Annotated in this window: 16 protein-coding genes; 10 read left to right on the forward strand and 6 right to left on the reverse strand. The window is 69.8% G+C overall.

Annotated elements, in window-relative coordinates:
• Positions 1–12: 12 nt before the first annotated feature.
• Positions 13–837 carry an SGNH/GDSL hydrolase family protein gene (locus E5671_RS13065; protein ID WP_160504143.1) on the reverse strand — a complete coding sequence of 275 codons (825 nt, stop codon included), beginning with the start codon at positions 835–837 and terminating at the stop codon, positions 13–15.
• Positions 838–1,071: 234 nt separating this feature from the next.
• Here E5671_RS13065 and E5671_RS13070 point away from each other — a divergent pair, with 234 nt between their 5' ends.
• From E5671_RS13070 to E5671_RS13095, 6 genes are all read left to right on the forward strand, one after another.
• Positions 1,072–1,503 (forward strand): hypothetical protein, encoded by a 432-nt coding sequence (locus tag E5671_RS13070; RefSeq protein WP_160504144.1) that lies wholly within the window; start codon positions 1,072–1,074, stop codon positions 1,501–1,503.
• 1 nt (position 1,504) lies between these two features.
• A complete protein-coding gene (locus E5671_RS13075; protein ID WP_160504145.1) occupies positions 1,505–2,605 on the forward strand; it encodes a GNAT family N-acetyltransferase in 1,101 nt (366 codons plus the stop codon).
• 379 nt (positions 2,606–2,984) lie between these two features.
• Positions 2,985–3,818 carry a glycosyltransferase family 2 protein gene (locus E5671_RS13080; protein ID WP_160504146.1) on the forward strand — a complete coding sequence of 278 codons (834 nt, stop codon included), beginning with the start codon at positions 2,985–2,987 and terminating at the stop codon, positions 3,816–3,818.
• Positions 3,815–4,846 carry a glycosyltransferase family 2 protein gene (locus E5671_RS13085; RefSeq protein WP_202121104.1) on the forward strand — a complete coding sequence of 344 codons (1,032 nt, stop codon included), beginning with the start codon at positions 3,815–3,817 and terminating at the stop codon, positions 4,844–4,846. The genes E5671_RS13080 and E5671_RS13085 overlap by 4 nt, the downstream gene beginning before the upstream one ends.
• A gap of 31 nt (positions 4,847–4,877) precedes the next feature.
• Entirely contained in the window at positions 4,878–5,678 is an 801-nt protein-coding gene (locus E5671_RS13090) for a polysaccharide deacetylase family protein (protein ID WP_160504147.1), read from the forward strand.
• Positions 5,671–9,573 carry a lipopolysaccharide biosynthesis protein gene (locus E5671_RS13095; protein WP_160504148.1) on the forward strand — a complete coding sequence of 1,301 codons (3,903 nt, stop codon included), beginning with the start codon at positions 5,671–5,673 and terminating at the stop codon, positions 9,571–9,573. Before E5671_RS13090 ends, E5671_RS13095 begins: the two co-directional genes overlap by 8 nt.
• Positions 9,574–9,600: 27 nt before the next feature.
• On the opposite strand, the gene E5671_RS13100 is transcribed toward E5671_RS13095, so the two are convergent.
• Positions 9,601–11,025: a GH39 family glycosyl hydrolase gene (locus E5671_RS13100; RefSeq protein WP_160504149.1), complete on the reverse strand. Its 1,425-nt coding sequence runs from the start codon at positions 11,023–11,025 to the stop codon at positions 9,601–9,603.
• A gap of 161 nt (positions 11,026–11,186) precedes the next feature.
• Here E5671_RS13100 and E5671_RS13105 point away from each other — a divergent pair, with 161 nt between their 5' ends.
• Positions 11,187–12,281: a DUF5925 domain-containing protein gene (locus E5671_RS13105; RefSeq protein ID WP_160504150.1), complete on the forward strand. Its 1,095-nt coding sequence runs from the start codon at positions 11,187–11,189 to the stop codon at positions 12,279–12,281.
• 110 nt (positions 12,282–12,391) lie between these two features.
• Here the strand turns inward: E5671_RS13105 and E5671_RS13110 are convergent, their stop codons facing one another.
• Positions 12,392–12,793 carry a GntR family transcriptional regulator gene (locus E5671_RS13110; protein WP_443032605.1) on the reverse strand — a complete coding sequence of 134 codons (402 nt, stop codon included), beginning with the start codon at positions 12,791–12,793 and terminating at the stop codon, positions 12,392–12,394.
• A gap of 70 nt (positions 12,794–12,863) precedes the next feature.
• Between E5671_RS13110 and E5671_RS13115 the strand changes: the two genes are divergently transcribed.
• Positions 12,864–13,793, forward strand: a complete 930-nt coding sequence (locus E5671_RS13115; protein ID WP_160504152.1) for a GNAT family N-acetyltransferase — start codon at positions 12,864–12,866, stop codon at positions 13,791–13,793.
• Complete coding sequence (locus E5671_RS13120; RefSeq protein WP_160504153.1) at positions 13,774–14,268, forward strand: DUF402 domain-containing protein; 495 nt, start codon at positions 13,774–13,776, stop codon at positions 14,266–14,268. The genes E5671_RS13115 and E5671_RS13120 overlap by 20 nt, the downstream gene beginning before the upstream one ends.
• Here E5671_RS13120 and E5671_RS13125 read toward each other — a convergent pair.
• Complete coding sequence (locus tag E5671_RS13125; protein WP_160504154.1) at positions 14,265–15,635, reverse strand: trifunctional class I SAM-dependent methyltransferase/NUDIX hydrolase/VOC family protein; 1,371 nt, start codon at positions 15,633–15,635, stop codon at positions 14,265–14,267. The two genes, E5671_RS13120 and E5671_RS13125, sit on opposite strands and share 4 nt — an antisense overlap.
• A gap of 108 nt (positions 15,636–15,743) precedes the next feature.
• On the opposite strand from E5671_RS13125, the gene E5671_RS45380 reads away from it, so the two are divergent.
• Positions 15,744–15,884, forward strand: a complete 141-nt coding sequence (locus tag E5671_RS45380; RefSeq protein ID WP_202121105.1) for a hypothetical protein — start codon at positions 15,744–15,746, stop codon at positions 15,882–15,884.
• A 46-nt stretch (positions 15,885–15,930) separates the two neighbouring features.
• On the opposite strand, the gene E5671_RS13130 is transcribed toward E5671_RS45380, so the two are convergent.
• Positions 15,931–16,386: a GNAT family N-acetyltransferase gene (locus tag E5671_RS13130; RefSeq protein ID WP_160504155.1), complete on the reverse strand. Its 456-nt coding sequence runs from the start codon at positions 16,384–16,386 to the stop codon at positions 15,931–15,933.
• Entirely contained in the window at positions 16,383–17,891 is a 1,509-nt protein-coding gene (locus tag E5671_RS13135) for a tripartite tricarboxylate transporter permease (RefSeq protein ID WP_160504156.1), read from the reverse strand. The genes E5671_RS13130 and E5671_RS13135 overlap by 4 nt, the downstream gene beginning before the upstream one ends.
• Position 17,892: the final 1 nt, after the last annotated feature.

Below are 17,892 nucleotides of genomic sequence, written 5' to 3' on the forward strand. Positions count from 1 at the left end.
CGGACTGAAGGGTCAGGACGCCGCGGCGCTGAACACGGGGAGGTAGCCGCCGGACTGGCCCGCGGCCTTGGGGTGGTAGGACTCGCCGATGTTGGTCCAGTTCACGCTGTGCAGCCACGCGTCGCCCGAGCAGATCTCGTGCCCGGTGAAGGTGGAGGTCACGTCGCCGAAGGTGAAGCCGTGGTCGGCGGCGCGCTTGGCGGTCGTGGAGTTGAGGAAGTCCGCTGCGCTGTTGATGGCGCTGCGCTCCTTCTCGGAGAGGCCGGCGAGGCAGCCGCCGCCGAGCTTGTAGAAGCGGGGGTATCCGAGCACGACGACCTCGGCGGCCGGTGCCTTGGCGCTGATCGCCGAGTAGACCTTGTCGAGGTTGCCGGGGAGCGTCGTCTCGACGTAACTGCGGGCCTGAGCGATCCGCGCGAGACAGTTGCTCTCGGACTGGAGCACGCAGGTCGTCATGACGTCGGCGAAGCCTGCGTCGTTGCCGCCCACGGAGAGGCTGACGAGACCCGTTCCGGAGCCGAGCGGGCCGAGCTGGTTGGCCACGACGTCACCCGTACGAGCGCCCGAGCAAGCCGTGAAGTTGAAGCTGGAGGGTGAGTTGGCGGCCGCCCAGAGCGCGGGGTACGCGCGCGGGGTGCGCTTGCAGTTCCCGCTTCCGCTGTCGTATCCGCCGGCTCCGACACCGGACGAGTAGGAGTCGCCGAGTGCCACATAGCCGGTGGCCGCGGCCTGTTGATCGGATCGCTGGTCCGCTTGAGCCGCTGTGGCCCCGGTGAGGGCGAAGGCGGTGGCGAGGAGGAGTGAGGAAGCGTATGCCGTGATTCGGGACAATCTCATGGAACCTCCCTTAGCAGGATTTCTGCCTCGACTGTGGTACCACTCCCCCACGGCCGCCGGTAGTGTTCATGTCAATGAGTTCTTCTGCAATTCCCTTGCCCGCACAGGGAGTTCCCTTACGGTTCAAGGGTCTGACGGCGAACATCTCCACACTCCCTCCGCATCTTGACGGGCCGCCGTCGACTGCGCGACATTGAAGCCCGGCATCCGGCGCTTCGGGGGGCAAAGTCGCCAATGCAGACCATCAGGATCAAGTCACCGTCATCAGACACCGGGCGAGAGCCCCACGACCGGCCTGGCCGTCACGAAGACGCGCTGCCCCTGCTCGCGGGCACGGCTGTGGCGGTGGGCGCGGTCGGCGCGATGCTCGCGCTCACGGACATCGATTCGCCGCTGCGCGCCCCGTTCACCCTGTTCTTCCTGCTGGCGGCGCCCGGCGGAGCAATTGGCGCCGCTCTCAGGGGACTTGATCCATGGGGCCGGATCATTGCTTCCGTTTCCGGGTCCTTCGCGGTCAACCTGTTGGTGGCGCAGGCGATGCTCGCCCTCCACATGTGGTCGGTACGCGGCGGGGTCGCCGCCATCACCGTGATCGGCTCGCTCATCTATCTGCTGGTACTGGCGCGGCGGCTGCGACGCCGTGCCCCGACGAGGCGGACCTCCTGACGTGGACATCACCGTGCACCGCCCTGGAGAACTCACCGCTGCGGACCGGGCGGCCTGGACAGCGCTGCAGTCCAAGGCCCATCTCCACGGCTCGCCGGAGCTGGCCAATCCTTTCCTCTCCCCGGAGTTCACCCTCGCGGTGGGCCACTGGCGGCGCGGAGTGCGGATCGCGGTCGTACGCGAAGGCGGCGAGCCCGCGGCCTTCTTCCCGTTCCAGAGATCCATCACCGGCGTCGGCCGGGCCATCGGCCTCGGCGTCTCCGACTGCCAGGGCCTGGTGCACCGGCCCGGCTTCACGTGGGACGCACGAGAGCTGTTACGGGCCTGCGGGCTCGCGATGTACGAGTTCGACCATCTGACCAACGGCCAGGAGCCGTTCGAGGCGGGCGCCTCCGGCTCCTTCGCCTCCCCCGTCATGGACATCGACCAGGGGTACGAGGCGTATCTCGGCCAGCTCAGGGCGAAGTCACCGAAGTTCACCCGCACGACGCTCTCCAAGGTGCGCAGGCTCGAGCGCGACCACGACACCGTGCGCTACGTGCACGACGAGCGCGACCCCGCGGTCCTTCGCACCCTGATGGAGTGGAAGTCGGCCCAGTACCGCAGGACGGGCCGCAGCGACCGCTTCGCGTCCACGTGGATCAACCAGCTCGTCCGGCAGCTCTTCCACACCAGGTCCGATCAGTTCGCCGGCCTGCTCTCCGTGCTCTACGCCGACGAGGTGCCCGTCGCCGCGCACTTCGGGCTGCGCTCCGAACGGGTCTTCGCCCAGTGGTTCCCTGCGTACGACCCGGCGTACGCCAAGTACTCGCCCGGCCTGATCCTGCATCTGCGCATGGCCGAGGCGGCCGCCGCCGACGGCATCGCGTATCTCGATCTCGGGCGGGGCCAGAAGCAGTACAAGGACTCCCTGAAGACACGCGAACTCACCGTGTCCGAGGGGTGGGTGGCTCTGCGCCATCCGGCAGCGATCGGTCACCGGGCGCGGCGCGCTCCGGTCAGGGCGCTGCGCAACACGGTCTTGTCACGGCCGGAACTCTTTGAACCGGCCGACAAGCTGCTGAAACGCATGGGCCAAATCCGATCAAGAAAGAACGAATAAGGGGTAGCGGGAGGGAACAGGGCGCTCCGTATGTGCCCACCAAGATTGGCCAAATCATCAAAAACGTGAGGCCACGTTCCAGGTCTTGCCATACGGTCTCAATCATCAATACCGTCGTACATCCACCCGCATCGGTCCATCACGCAACGCGATCTAGGGGAGGGCTCAAGGTCGCGATGGAACCGGCGCGGGGCGCGGTAGGGGGGTGCCGTGCTCGGCGACTGAATTCGTGCCGAGTCACGTCCCGCGCGATGCCAGCTCACTCGGCATGCACGGAGATCTATTTCGTCATGCGCAAGTGAGAACCCCCCTTTCGAACCGGATACATATCCGGACCGCCCGGGGGTGGGCGGTCCACCGGACGAGAGGGATCAGACTCATGACTTCTTTTGTGCGCCCTGCCACCGAGCCGGGCCAAGATCCGTTAAACAAGCCGACGCTGTCCGGCAACTACCGGCCGATTTCCTCGCACTTGGCGATCACACCGCCGGTGAGTGTCGTGATTCCCGCGATGAATGAGGCGGAGAATCTTCCCTACGTCTTCAAGACATTGCCCGAATGGATCCACGAGGTCGTGCTCGTGGACGGCAATTCCACCGATGACACGGTGGCCGTCGCGCGGGAACTGTGGCCGGACGTGAAGGTCGTCCGCCAGCTCGGCAAGGGCAAGGGTGACGCCCTGATCACCGGATTCGAGGCGTGCACCGGCGACATCATCGTGATGGTCGACGCGGACGGCTCCGCCGACGGTCACGAGATCGTCAGCTATGTCTCCGCCCTGGTCTCGGGCGCGGACTTCGCCAAGGGCTCGCGGTTCGCCAACGGCGGTGCCACGGACGACATGACGCCGATCCGCAAGCTCGGCAACCACGTCCTGTGCTCCGTCGTGAACGCCAAGTTCGGCGCCCGCTACACCGACCTCTGCTACGGCTACAACGCCTTCTGGCGGCACTGCCTCGACAAGATAGAGCTCGACTGCACGGGCTTCGAGGTGGAGACCCTGATGAACATCCGGGTGGTCAAGGCCGGGCTCAAGGTGCAGGAGATCCCCAGCCACGAGTACCTCCGCATCCACGGCGTCAGCAACCTCAGGGCCGTACGCGACGGTCTGCGCGTCCTGAAGGTGATCCTCACGGAGCGTTCCAACCGCCGCGGGAAGCGCCGCAGCACCCGTGGGGTGCCCTTCCGCACGCGTCAGGGAGAGGTGTCTTGAGCGGTTCCGGACACCACGGGGGTAGCACGGTGGCGGGCATCTCCGTCGTCATCTGCGTCTACACCGAGGACCGCTGGGAGGACATCCTCGCGGCGGTCGCCTCGGTGCGGGCGCAGTCCCTGGCGGCACTCGAGACGCTTCTCGTGGTGGACCACAACGCCTCGCTCCTCGACCGCCTTTCCAAGGAGTACAAGGAGACCGAAGGGGTGCGGGTGCTCGCGAACGCGGGCCCCCGCGGCCTCTCGGCGGGCCGCAACACCGGGATCGCCGCATCCGGCGGCGAGATCATCGCGTTCCTCGACGACGACGCCGTCGCGGAGCGGGACTGGCTGCGCCACTTCGCCGAGGGGTACGCCGACCCGAAGGTCTTCGCGGTGGGCGGGCGCACCATGCCGATCTGGGAGTCACGGCGCAGGCCCGCCTGGTTCCCCGAGGAGTTCGACTGGGTCGTCGGCTGTACGTACAAGGGGCTGCCCGAGGGGCGGGTCCGCGTGCGCAACGTCCTGGGCGGCAACGCCTCCTTCCGTCGCAGCGCGTTCGAGGCGGCGGGCGGCTTCGCGACCGGCATCGGGCGCGACGGCGACAAGCGTCCCCTTGGCTGCGAGGAGACGGAGCTGTGCATCCGTCTCACCCGCGCGAGGCCGGACGCGATCCTGCTCATCGACGACCGCGCGGTGATCCACCACCGCGTCCCCGCGGCACGGGAGCGCTTCCAGTACTTCCGCGCACGGACGTACGCGGAGGGCCTCTCCAAGGCGCTCGTGGCGCGAAGTGTCGGTGCGGACAAAGGGCTTGAGTCCGAGCGCCGGTATGCCACGCGTGTCCTGCCGGCCGGTGTCGGGCGCGGTCTGCGTGACGCGCTGCTCGCGCGTCCGGGCGGCGCGGGCCGCGCGGGCGCCATCGTGGCGGGCGTGGTCACCGCGGCCGGGGGGTACGTGCTCGGGAGTGTCCGCGCGCGCAGGGGAGGCGCCACGTTCTCGGTCGTGGAGATCGAGACGGATGCGGACGGTGAGGGGGCTGCGGCATGAGCACGGCACCGACCGGCCGAGGAGGGCCGTCATGAACGCTCCTGTGCCGATACTCATGTACCACTCGATCGCGCATGAACCGGCTCTGGAGACACGGGAGTTGTCCGTGTCTCCAGGGGCGTTCACCGAGCAGCTCGAACTGCTCGGCGAGCGCGGGTTCACGCCACTGAGCACGGCCGGGCTCGCCGCGATCTGGCGTACTCCCGGCCGCGCCCTGCCGGCCAGGCCCGTCCTGATCACCTTCGACGACGGCTATGAAGGCGTGCACCGGCACGCGCTGCCCGTGCTCGCCGAGCACGGCTTCGTGTCGACGCTCTTCGTCTCCACGGGCTGGCTGCGCGGAGCGCACGACACCGGGGGCGCCCTCGACCTGATGCTCGACTGGGGCCAGGTGCGCGAACTGGCCGCGGCGGGCACGGAGATCGGCGGGCACAGCCACACGCACCCGCAGCTCGACCAGCTGGACGACGACGACCTCTGGTTTGAACTCCTTCGCTGTAGAGAGATCGTCACCGAAGAACTCGGCACCCGGCCGGTCTCCTTCGCCTACCCCTACGGCTATTCCAGCCGCCGGGTGCGCCGAACGGTGCGCGGCGCCGGATTCGCCCAGTCGCTCGCGGTCGGCAACGCCCTCGCACGGCGTACGCAGGGGCCGTACGCCCTGCAGCGGGTGACCGTGCGCCGCTCCACCGGCATCGAGGAGTTCGAACGGCTCGTGGAGGGCCGTTCGATCGCCCGCAACTTCGCAAGGGACCGTGCCCACACCAAGGGGTACGCCGTGGTCCGCAGAGCCCGACAGGCCCGCCGGAAGGCAACTCGTACCCGTGTCTGACACGTCGACCGCCCAGGCAGACGTCTCTGGGACTCCGAGCACCGAACAGCGGCCGCCGTCCGGCAAGTCGGGCAGGCCGCGCAGAATGCGCATGCCCGGCAGGGGTGGCGGTGGTGGTGGGAGCCCGTTGTTCCGCAACGCCTATGCACTGATGCTGAACACCGGCATCTCCGGCGTGCTCGGCGTCGGCTTCTGGCTGGCCGCCGCTCGGTACTACTCCGAGTCGGCGGTCGGCCAGGGCTCGGCGGCGATCGCCGCCATGAAGCTCCTCGCGGGGCTCACCGCCCTCACCCTGACGGGTGCCCTCGCCCGCTACATACCGGTAGCGGGACGCGCCACGGGCAAGCTCATCTTCCGTACGTACGCGGCCAGTTCGGTGGTCGTGGCGTTCGCCGCGCTGATCTTCCTGTTCACGCTCGACCTGTGGGGACCCTCGTACAAGTTCCTGCACGGACCGCTGCACGGCCTCGGCTTCATCGCCGCGGTCATCGCCTGGTCGCTGCTCACCCTCCAGGACGGGGTGCTCACGGGGCTGCGCAACGCACTGTGGGTACCGGTCGGCAACACCATCTTCTCGGTCGTCAAGCTGGGGCTGCTCATCGCGGTGGCCGCGGCGATCCCGACGGCGGGCGTGTTCGTGTCGTGGGTCGCCGCGATCGCCCTGTCGGTCATCCCGCTCGGCTGGCTGGTGTTCCGGCGCCTCGTGCCGCGGCACGTGAAGGCCACCCAGGACAAGACGCAGCCGCCGACGCTGCGCGAGATGGGCCGCTTCCTGGCCGGCGACTACACCGGCTCGCTCTTCTCGCTCGCCGTGGTCTATCTCGTACCGGTGATCGTCGCCTCGCAGGTCAGCTCGGTCGACAACGCGTACTTCTACATCACCACCACGATCGGCGGCACGGTCAATCTGCTCGCCATCAACATGGGCGCCTCGCTGACCGTCGAGGGCGCGCACGACCCGGCGCGGCTCGCGGCGAACACCCGGGCCGCGCTGCGCCGCATGGCGCGCATCATGCTGCCGGTGTGCGGTCTGCTCTTCATCGGGGCGCCGTTCATCCTGCGGGTCTTCGGCCAGGGGTACGCGGACGCGGCGACGCCGCTGCTTCGCTGGTTCGCGGTGGGCGCGGCGCTGCGGGTCGTCATGGAGACGTACTTCGCGGTGCAGCGCGCGCAGAGCCGTACGTCCGGGATCGCCTGGATGCAGGGACTCTTGTGCGCCATGGTGCTCGGCCTGACGCTGCTTCTGCTGCCGCGGATGGGGCTCACGGGGGCGGGTGTCGCCGAGATCTGCAGCCTCACGGTGATCGTGGCGATCGCGGCGCCGAAGCTGTACCGGGTGGCGCGGGGGGCTGCGCCGTCGGACGCCGGCGGGGCGCCGGACGGCGATCTCGCGGACCTGGGGACGCCCGAGACGCCGCCCGCGCCCGCGGCGGACGCGGCGGGTCAGAAGAAGGAGCGGCACGGGCCCGCCTGGGCACTGCGCGAGTCGCTCGACTCGGACACGCTGCAACTGGCGGTGCGGCCCGACTTCGACCATCCGGAGCGCAGGCCCGACGTGCGTCCGGGGCCGGGAACGCCCGCGTCCGGGGCACCGGCTTTCGGGACACCGGCTTTCGGGACACCGGCTTTCGGGGCACCGGCTTTCGGGAAGGCCGCGGGCACGGGGAACAAGGGGGACGACATGCCGGACACGGAGGACTCGGAGGTCACGGCGCACCGGCCGACCTGGGCGCTGAGAACACCGGTCAAACCGCGCGAACCGGCGGCTTCGTCGCCGATGCCGCCTTCGGTGTCGTCGGCCGTCACCGCGCCCGCCGAGGAGCCCGCCACCACCCCGGGCGCGGCGGAGACACCGCCCGAGCCCGTCGTCGCGCCCGGACCACTCCCCCGCCGCCGCGCCGTCTTCATGGCGCTGTTCCTCGCCTTGGCGCTCGCCCTCTACTGGCTGCCCACCGTGGGCATCACCGAGGCCGATCTGGACGAGATGGGCGGGCTCGGGCTCATCTCGATCCTGCCCGCGCCGACCCTGCTCGGCGCCGCGCTGCTCGTCGTCGTCTTCGCCTCGCTGCTCTGGCTGGAACGGCCGCACAAGGCTTTGCTCCTGACGACGCTGCTCACCACGGTGGTGTGTCTGCACGCACTGCCGGCCGTCCTTGAGGACGTGCCGCGGTTCGCGACGGCCTGGCAGCACCTGGGCTTCATGGAGTACATCGACAGGACCGGCTCCGCGGTGCCCGACCTGGACGCGCGCTGGAGCTGGCCCGGGTTCTTCGCGGCGGCCACGTTCGTGGCGAAGGCGTGCGGCGTCTCGGACATGACCGAGGTGATCCGCTGGTGGCCGCTGGCCATGCAACTGCTCTACCTGGCCCCGATGTTCCTGCTCGTGCGCTCCATGCGGGCGTCCTGGCGCGCCAAGTGGGCCGGCCTGTGGATCTCCGCGCTGAGCGGCTGGGTCGGCCAGGACTACTTCTCCCCGCAGGGTTTCACGTACCTGCTCTATCTGGTGTTCGTCGCGGTGCTCCTCGTGTGGTTCCGCGCGCCGCACGTGCTGTGGGCCAAGCGGCGCCCGGGAGAGCTGGAGGTCGAACCCGCCGACCGGCGTCAGCGCGCGGTCCTGCTCGTCGTCCTGATCGCCCTGTTCGCGGCGACCGTCCCCGCGCACCAGCTCACACCGTTCGTGATGCTCGGCGTTCTGGCCGCGCTCGTCCTGGTGGGCCGCTCGGAGTTGCGCGGCCTGCCGATCCTCTTCGCGGTCCTCGTCGCCGTCTGGGTGGGCTTCCTCGCGGAGCCGTACTGGTCGGGGCACTTCGACGAGCTGTTCGGCGGAATCGGCGGCGTCGGCGGCAACGTGTCGTCGTCGGTGTCCGGCCGGATCGAGGGCGGCAGTTCGACCCACCAACTCGTCCTGTACGCACGCGTCGCGCTGGCCGGCGGTGTCATGGCGTTCGCCTGCTGGGGCTGGTGGCGGCGGCGCGACCACAAGTACACGGAACGCTCGCTGCTCGTCCTGACCTTCGTCCCGTTCCTGGGCTTCGGCATGCAGTCGTACGGCGGCGAGATGGCCCTGCGTGTCTTCATGTTCGCGCTGCCCGGCGCCGCGCTCCTCGCCGGGCTCGCGTTCTTCCCGCGGGCGGGCATCACCGCGAAGGAGCGGGACCGCGACAAGGTGAGCCTGGCGCCGCTCGCCGCGCTGATGGCGGGGCTCGTCCTGATGGGCGGCTTCCTGGTGGCGCGCTGGGGCAACGAACCCTTCGAGCGGACCCGGGCCGGCGAGGTCGCCGCGATGGAGTACGTGTACGAGCACGACGACCCGACGGTACGGCTCCTCTGGATGAGCGACGACACGCTCAACAACGTGACGCCCGCGATGCCTTGGGGCACGCGCGACATGGAGAAGGTGCAGTACGTCCCGACCCTCGCCCCTGCCGACCCGGTCCTGGTCTCCAGCCTGGTGAAGGCGCTCAAGGACGCGGGCCCCAACTCGTATCTGATGATCAACAAGAGTCAGACGGTCTATCTCCAGATGGACGTGGGCTACCCGAAGTCCTGGGATTCCCGGCTGATCACGAACCTCGACAACCGCCAGGAGCTGAAGAAGGTCCTCACGAACGACGACGCGACCCTCTACACGCTGCGCAAGCAGCCGAACGGCGAGGTCGAGAAGGCCGACCCGGGCCCGATCGGGCCGCAGGTGACCTGGACTCCCTGGTCAGTGATCGGCGCGCTCGCGGCGATCGCCCTGGTCCTGCTGCTCGTCACCCGTGAGGTCGTGCGGGTGGCGGTGGAGCCGAGCGTGCGGCAACTGCGCTGGCTGCAGAGCAGCTTCTGGTTCTCGCTGCCGCTGCTCGCGGTGCTGCTCGCCTCGCTGATCCAGCGGTTCCTGACGATGGCGTGACACGGGGCAGGAGAGGGCTGAAGCGGATCACCGCTTCAGCCACTTCACCTCGTACCCCTTCATCCCGAACCGCTTCCCGTCGACCTTCGCGTCGATCGAGCGGTCGAGGGTGTTCACGACGAGCACGGTCTCCTTGTCGGCGAGGACGCGTACGTTCGGTACGTCGTCGGCGGCGACGGAGACCTTCTCGTACTCCGTGCCGGGCGGGAACGCGTCGTTGAACCGGGAGAGCATCTTCAGCATCGGCAACGCCGTGCCGCCGTCGTCGAGTTGGGTGGACCGCCACAGGCAGCCCGCGCAGCTCTCGCCCCTCTTCTGCGGGTTCCAGTAGAAGCCGCTGCTCGCACCGCCGCGTGCCATCGCCATCAGCCCGGTGGCGTGGACGGCGACGCGGTGCGGCTCGGACCAGTCGTCGCGGTCGTCGTCGCTGTCGCCCGGTTCCACGTAGTACTCGGCCCACCACAGCGGCAGGTCCCCGGTGCGCTCCCGCACCCATTTACCGACGGCCGTGAGCTTCTCGGTGGCCTTGAACTCGTCGGGGATCATCTCGTCGTCGACGGTGTAGCTGGAACCGTCCACGACGACGAAGTCCGCGCCCGCCTTGTTCTTGTTCCAGTAGTCGAAGGCGTCGAGGACCCGCTGGTCCATGCGGCCCCAGGGGCCCTTGACCTCCGTCGAGGCGCCCTCGGTCTGGCGCGGGTCGACGCTGTCCATGACGAGGTAGGGGCCGCCGACCATGATGTCCTTGTTGACCTTCTTGAGCTCCTTGTGGACCAGGTTGTAGAGCTCGGTGTAGCCCTCGTAGTCCCAGCGGGCCTTCTCGTTGTTCCAGAAGCCCTTGAACTCGTTCCAGACGATGAAGTGCCGTACGTCCGGATAGCGTTTGGCGACGGTCGCCGCGAGCTTGGCGTAGTCCTTGTAGTGGGCGCGTTCCGGAGCGGTCTCCAGGGCCTGCTGGCTCCAGTCGGTGTTGTCCGCGCCGGGCTTACCGCCCTTCATCCAGTCCGGGGCGCAGCACAGGGTGACGACCGGCGTGCCGTCGGTGGCGCGGATGAAGTCCATCCGGCTGTCCATCTCCGTGAAGTCGTAACGCCCCTTGACCGGCTCGGGGTTGCTCGCGCCCCAGCCCATGATGTGCTGGATCTGCGGCAGCGGGCGCGGCTGGCCCGCGAGCAGCTCCTCGGCGCGCCGCGTGGCGGCCTCGCCGCCCTCGTCCGCGCTGTACTGGGTGTGGGTGAAGCCCCAGCCGACGGCCGGCTTCACCTTGCCGGGCGGGACCGCGGGGGTGCCGTGCACCTTGTCGCCGTCGCGCGTGGTGCCTTCGGAGCCCGTGCCGTCATCGGGGAGCGTGGTGACGACGGTCAGGATCAGTGCCAGTGCGGCCAGAGCAACGCCGAGCAACGCGGCGAGCCGCCACCGCTGTGCCCCCGAATTCCACCCATGACGTCCCATCAAGGGCAAGACTATCCAGGGAAGTTGGCGGTGACACAGGTTCCGCATCACGGGTTCGCGGCTTTCCGGCGGCTTCGGCGGCCCTGACCCACCTGAACGGAGTACGGCCGAGTACGTAAACCTGGATGCACGAGGGCACTTGTGTGCCGGATCATGGCGGCATGTCTGCGAACCCTCAGGACACCCTGCCGATCCGGCTCAACGTCGACGACAGCGACTCTCCGTCGGATGTCGTGGACGCCCTCTTCCTCGGCCGCTTCGCCACCGGGGAGCAGCCCTTCTCGCACAGCTCCAACATCGACCGCGTCAAGTCCGGCTCCACGCTGCTCCCGCCCGGTGCGACGGTGCTGCGCGCGGCCCGCGACGACGACCGCAGCGCGACGCTGGCCGAGGGCGAAGGCTGGACTCTCCTGATCTCGCGCTGGAACCGCGGCGCGGACGTCACCGTGACGGCGACGAGCGCCGACCTCGCGGAGAAGGTTCTGAAGCAGGCGACGGACGGCGCGCAGGACGAGCCGGAGCCCCAGCCGGACAACGTGACCATGGGGTTCTGGTACGTGTCCCCCAGGCGCGGCCCGCACCGCACCACACGGCAGATCGCCGCCGGTACGTGGGATGAGGTGCGGGAGAACTACACCGCGCCGGTCGCCGGGGCCATGGACTCCCTGATGAAGACGGGCCCCGAGGACATCTCGGGCCGCCTCCTGCTCCTGCACGGCCCGCCGGGCACGGGCAAGACGTCGGCGCTGCGGACGCTCGCGCGGTCCTGGCGTGACTGGTGCCAGGTGGACTGTGTCCTGGACCCGGAGCGGCTGTTCAGCGACGTCGGCTACTTGATGGACATCGCGATCGGTGAGGACGACGGCACGGCGAAGGGCCGCTGGAGGCTGCTGCTCCTGGAGGACTGCGACGAGCTGATCCGGGGAGAGGCGAAGCACACCGCGGGGCAGGCGTTGTCGCGTTTGCTGAACCTGACGGACGGTCTCCTTGGCCAGGGCCGCAACGTCCTGGTCGGCGTCACGACGAACGAGGACCTGGAGCGGCTCCACCCGGCGGTGGTCCGGCCGGGCCGGTGCCTCGCCCGGATCGAGGTCGGAAGCCTGACCCGCGCCGAGTCGATCGACTGGCTCGGCACGGAGGAGGGCGTTCCCCGCGAGGGCGCGACGCTGGCGGAGCTGTACGCCTTGCGTCGCGGAACCTCCCCTACGTCGGTCCCGGACCCCCGGGGCGGGGCGGATGCGGGGCTGTACCTGTAGCCCCCCGTTGTGGGCAGGCGTTCCGCACGGCGGAACGGGTGGGCACAACGCGAAGCCGCAGGGTGCGTATTCAGTATGGCGTCAAGTCCCGCCTCGGCCCCGGGGGGCAGTCACCCCGAGTCCCCATAAGCAGCCCGCAAAGCATCCCGCGCGGCGGACAACGCCCCCGCCTCGGAGAGGCCGAGCCGCCGAGCCCGCTCGGCAAAGGCCTGGGCGGCGGCGGACGCCTCCCGCGCGGCAGCGTCCCCCGCGGCGGCGATGAACGTCCCATGACGCCCCCGCGTCTCGATCACCCCGTCCGCCTCAAGCGCCCGGTACGCCTTGGCCACCGTATTGGCGGCAAGCCCAAGGTCCTGGGCGAGCCCCCGCACGGTCGGCAACTTGTACCCCACCGGCAGCGCACCGCCCAGCGCCTGCTCGGCGATCTGGGCCCGCACCTGCTCGTAGGGCGGCACACCACTCGCACCGGCGGCGCCGCCCCCGTCACTCTCGATCTCGATCTTCAAAGTCACGCGGCGATTGTCCCGCACCCCAGGAAAATAGGAGGCACCTGGACGCGCCCCGCGCGTAGCGTGCGGCCCCATGACCGTCCTAGTCCGCGCACTGCGCCCCGGCAGCAGCCCCGATGCCGAGGGCTTCGCCGCCGTCCGCCGGGCCTGCGTGCCCGCCATGCTCGCCACCGCCGATTCGGTCCGGTTCGACCTGGCGCACGCTCATCCCGAGTCCCGGTACCTCCAGTTGGTCGCCGAGGCCGGCGGGGAGATCGTCGGCACGGCGCAGGTGGGCATCGCCTACGACAGCCCCGAACCGGGCCAGGGCTTCGCCAACGTCTACGTACACCCGCAGCGGCGCAGGCTGGGCGCGGGTTCGCTGATCCTGCGGACGGCGGAGGAGTACCTGGCGGACGCGGGAGCCACCACGGTCTTCTCCTGGGTCCTTGACGAGCCCGCGAACCGCGCCTTCGCCGCCGGACGCGGCTACCGCGCGAGCCGCTCGGCCCACTTCCTGCGCCTCGACCTGGCGGATGGCCGGCTGCCGCCGCGCCAAGTGCTGCCCGCCGGGGTGGAGTTGCGTACGGGAGCGGAGTTCGGGGACGACCCGCGCGCTCTCTTCGAGCTGGACGCGGAGACCGTGGCGGACGAACCGAGCGATGTGGCCGCGGAGTTCACGGACTACGAGCAGTGGCTCGCCGAGACCTGGAACCACCCTCTGGTGAACCGCGAACTGACCTCGGTGGCAGTGGTGGACGGCACGCCTGCCGCCTTCACCCTGGCCCGTACGGACGACTCGTCGCGCTACGCGAGCGGCATGACAGGCACCGCACGCGCGTTCCGCGGGCGCGGCCTTGCCAAGCTGGCCAAGAACGACTCCCTGCACCGGGCGCGGACCGTCGGCTGCACCGAGGCGTTCACAGGCAATGACACCGGAAACGAGCCGATGCTGGCGATCAACAAATGGTTCGGCTACGAGATCTGCGCAACGGAGGTACGTCATGTCCGGACCCTCGGCTGACAAGCTGGACGTCATCCTGATGAAGGCGGGCCGCATGAAGATCCGCTACCCGGCGGAGGTCGTGGCGGACGACGGCACGGTGGTGACGGTCCGCGCACCGTGGGCGGCGGACGGGGTACGGGACTTCGGCTTCGTACGCTTCGAGCCGGGCGACGTCTTCACGGAGCACTACTGGCGCGACCGCTGGTATGCGGTGAAGGAGGTCCGCACCTCCACGGGCGCCCTGAAGGGCTGGTACTGCGACGTGACCCGCCCCGCGGTACGGGACGGCGCCACGCTGACGGTGGAGGATCTGGACCTGGACCTGTGGTGCTCGGCGGACGGCGGGACGATCATCCGCCTGGACGAGGACGAGTTCACCGAGAGCGGCCTCACCGAACGCGACCCCGCGGCCGCCGCGGCGGCTCTGTCCGCCCTGGACGAGCTGGAGCGCCTGGCACGCGGGGCAGGTTCCCTCTCCCCCGGCCCGCGCTAGGAAGGTCCCCTGTCCCCGGTCCAGCCCGCGACCACCAGCTCCACCTCGAACCCCGCCCCGTCCTCCAAGTAGGCCGCGCAGTGCTCCTCCCCTCCCGCGAACGGATGCCGCTCCGGGAAGAGCAGGGACCACCCGTGCCCTGGAGCCTGGGCCACCAGCCGGTCCAGCTCCGCCGTGGTCCCGACGTGGAACGCCAGGTGGTTCAGTCCGGGCCGCAGCCGGTCATGCCCTCCGCCCCGCATGTCCGGCGAGTGCTCGAGCACCACGTACGTCGCACCCCTGCGCCAGCTACCGCCGCCCTCCCACCGCTGCTCACGGACATGTCCCAACTCGCCCAGGAGCCAGCCCCACGAAGCCTCCGCGGCGGCGAAGTCCGGTACCCAGAGCTCCACATGGTGCGCGCCCCGAGCAGGCGCGAGGACGGTCGCCCGCTCGGCCCTGCCCCTCTCGTACCGCACCGCATCCCCCTCCTCCTGCCAGTGCAGCACGAACCGCTCGCCCGTCCGCCATGCCTCAAGTGCCGCCCTGCAGTACGCCACCATGTCGTCCGGCAGCGCGTCCGCCCTGTGCCAGCTCAGCTCGTCGCACTTGTCCGGCTCCGCGTTGCGGGGCTCGCCGCCCGCGCCGTACTCCGCCTCGAAGAACCAGCCGATGCGGGCCTCCTCGCCCGGGCCCCTGTGCTGGAGGACCAGTTCGGCGCTTACGTCGGCGGGGGTGAGGGTCAGGCCGATCTCCTCGTGGGCCTCTCGGATCACCGCCGTGCGGACGTCCTCGCCGGGCTCCACGTGGCCGGAGGGGAGGTTGAACAAGCCGTCCCCGTAACCGGTGTTGGCGCGGCGGGCAAGGAGCACCTCGTCTCCGCGGCGGAGGATGAGGTGGACGTCCACCACCTCCTTGTGACGGCTGGGTGCCGCGGGGAGGACCGCCACCAACGCGTAGCGATCGTCCTCCACCCTCCTCCCCCACAGCCGCTCGTCGCCCGAGAGGCGTTCGGAGTGGAGATGTGCGGCCATCGGAGTCAGTGCGCTGATCAGGCGGGCCGCGGGGATACCGGACGGGTTTTCCGTGCCCCATACGCCCTCGATGAGGACCAGGCGGCCCCCTGGCCGCAGCAGCCCGCACCAGTGCCGCAGCGTCGCCTCCGGGTCCGGCAGCATCCACAGCACGTGCCGGGCCAGAATCACGTCGAAGCGGCGTCCCTCCACCGGAGGCGCGTCTGCGTCGCCGACCAGCACCTCCGTGACGCGGTGTCCTCCCTCCGCCGCGAGCAAGGAGAGGCTCCCGGTGCCGCAGCCCAGGCCAAGGACGTCGCCGGGGGTCTTCGGCAGCCAGTCCCGCAGGCGCTCCGCCCACGCGTCGATCGTCATCCGGCGATGGTGACACCCGCCACTGACAATCCACCTCGGATGAGAAACCCTCCCCGCAGAGGTCTACAGACGTCCCACCTTGGACATCGGTAGTACAGGGAGGCAGCCATGCGCCGTGTGACCGTGCACAAGACCGTCGGGAAGCCCACCAATCGGCAGATCCGGGAGAAGTACGACTCCGAGGAACGGCCTCGCGAGCGCCCCGAGGTCCGCAAGGACATCCAGCGGACCTGGTGGCCGGACGGGTGAGACCCCGGGGCGGGGTCCCGGGCGAGGTCCCGGGGCGAAGGAAGAGCTAGATCCTCTTCCGGTAGTGGTAGCGGTCGTACGGGCCGTCCACCCTGCGCTCCACCATCTCGTAGCCGTACCGAGGGTAGAGCTTCTGGTTCTCCCACATCATCGCGTTCGTGTAGAGCCGGACCTCGGGAAGGCCGAGTGACCGCGCCCGCTCGTCCACGAAAGCGAGCAGGCGGCGGCCCACCCCTTGGCCCGCCGCGTCGGGGTGGACCGCGATGCTGTCCAGGAACAGGTGGTCCTCGTACGGGACGAGGACCAGGACACCCACCACCGGGTCCCCGGTGACGTACACCCGCCCCGCCGCCACCCCCGCCGCGTGATCCGCCTCCATGGGGACGGGCACGACACCGATGCGCTCGATGTAGGGGTGGTACGCCGCGTCCGTCACCGCCTTCACAGCAGGGACGTCGGCGGCGGTCGCGGGGCGGATGTCGTCGTTCGTGCCTTGGGTCATGCCTTTACGTCTACGTCAGTCCCCCTGCCCCGCACCAGCAGTTTCTTCAGGAGCGGCCAGAGAAGGATCAGCGCGATGATCACGTACACCGTGATCGAGAAGGGCGTGTCGACCAGACCGCTGACACTGCCGTCGCTGATCTGCAGGGCTCGGCGCAGCTGCTGCTCCGCGTTCGGGCCGAGGATGACGCCGATGACGGCGGGCAGGACGGGCAGTCCGTAGCGCCGCATGCCGAAGCCGATCAGGCCGATGATCAGGAGGATCACCAGGTCCAGGGCCTCGCCGCCGACCGCGTACGCGCCGACCGCCGCGAAGAAGAGAATGCCCGCGTAGAGGTAGGGCCTCGGGATGCGGAGCAGCTTCGCCCAGACGGGGGCCAGCGGCAGGTTCAGGGCCAGGAGCAGGACCATGCCCACGAAGAGGGACGCGATCAGGCCCCAGACCAGGTCGGGTTCGCGCTCGAAGAGGAGCGGGCCCGGCTGGATCCCGTACTGCTGGAAGGCCGCGAGCATCACTGCCGCCACCGCCGTCGTGGGCAGGCCCAGTGTCAGCATGGAGACGAGAGTGCCTGCCGCCGATGCCGATGACGCCGACTCGGGGCCCGCCACTCCCTCGATCGCTCCCTTGCCCCACTCGTCCTTGTGCTTGGACAGGCGCTTCTCGGTGACGTACGAGAGGAAGGTGGGGATCTCCGCGCCGCCCGCCGGGATCGCGCCGAAGGGGAAGCCGATGAGCGGGCCGCGCAGCCAGGACTTCCAGGTGCGCTTCACGTCTGCCTTGCCCAGCCAGGGGCGGCCGACCGGGATCGCCTCGCCGCTCGTGCGCCGCAGGTGGGCCGCGACCCACAGGGCCTCGCCGATCGCGAAGAGACCGACCGCGACGATCACCACGTCGATGCCGTCGGCGAGTTGGAGCGAGCCGAAGGTCAGACGCTGCTGCCCGGTCATCTGGTCGAGGCCGACCAGGCCGAGGGTGAGGCCGATGAGGAGCGAGGCGAGTCCTCGTACGCGCGAGGAGCCGAGCACCGACGTCACGGCGATGAACGCGAGGACCATGATGGCGAAGTAGTCGGGCGCGCCGATGTCGACGGCGAGCTCCGCGACGGTCGGCGCGAGCGCCACCAGGAGGATCGTGCCGATGATGCCGCCCGCGAAGTGCCCGATGGCGGCGGCCGCGAGGGCTTGCGCGCCCCGTCCGGCCTTCGCCATCGGGTTGCCCTCCATGGCGGCCACCACCGCCGCGCTCTCGCCCGGTGTGTTCAGCAGGATCGAGGTCGTCGAGCCGCCGAACATCGCCCCGTAGTAGATGCCCGCGAACATGATGAACGCGCCGGTCGGCTCCAGGCCGTACGTGACGGGCAGCAGCAGCGCCACCGCCATCGCGGGGCCGATGCCGGGCAGGACGCCGATCGCGGTGCCCAGGAGCACGCCGACGGCGGCCCAGAGCAGGTTCATGGGGGTGAGGGCCGTGCCGAAGCCGTCCATCAGGGAGTTGAAGGCGTTCATG

It is taken from the genome of Streptomyces sp. BA2, assembly GCF_009769735.1.
Classification (GTDB): Bacteria; Actinomycetota; Actinomycetes; order Streptomycetales; family Streptomycetaceae; genus Streptomyces.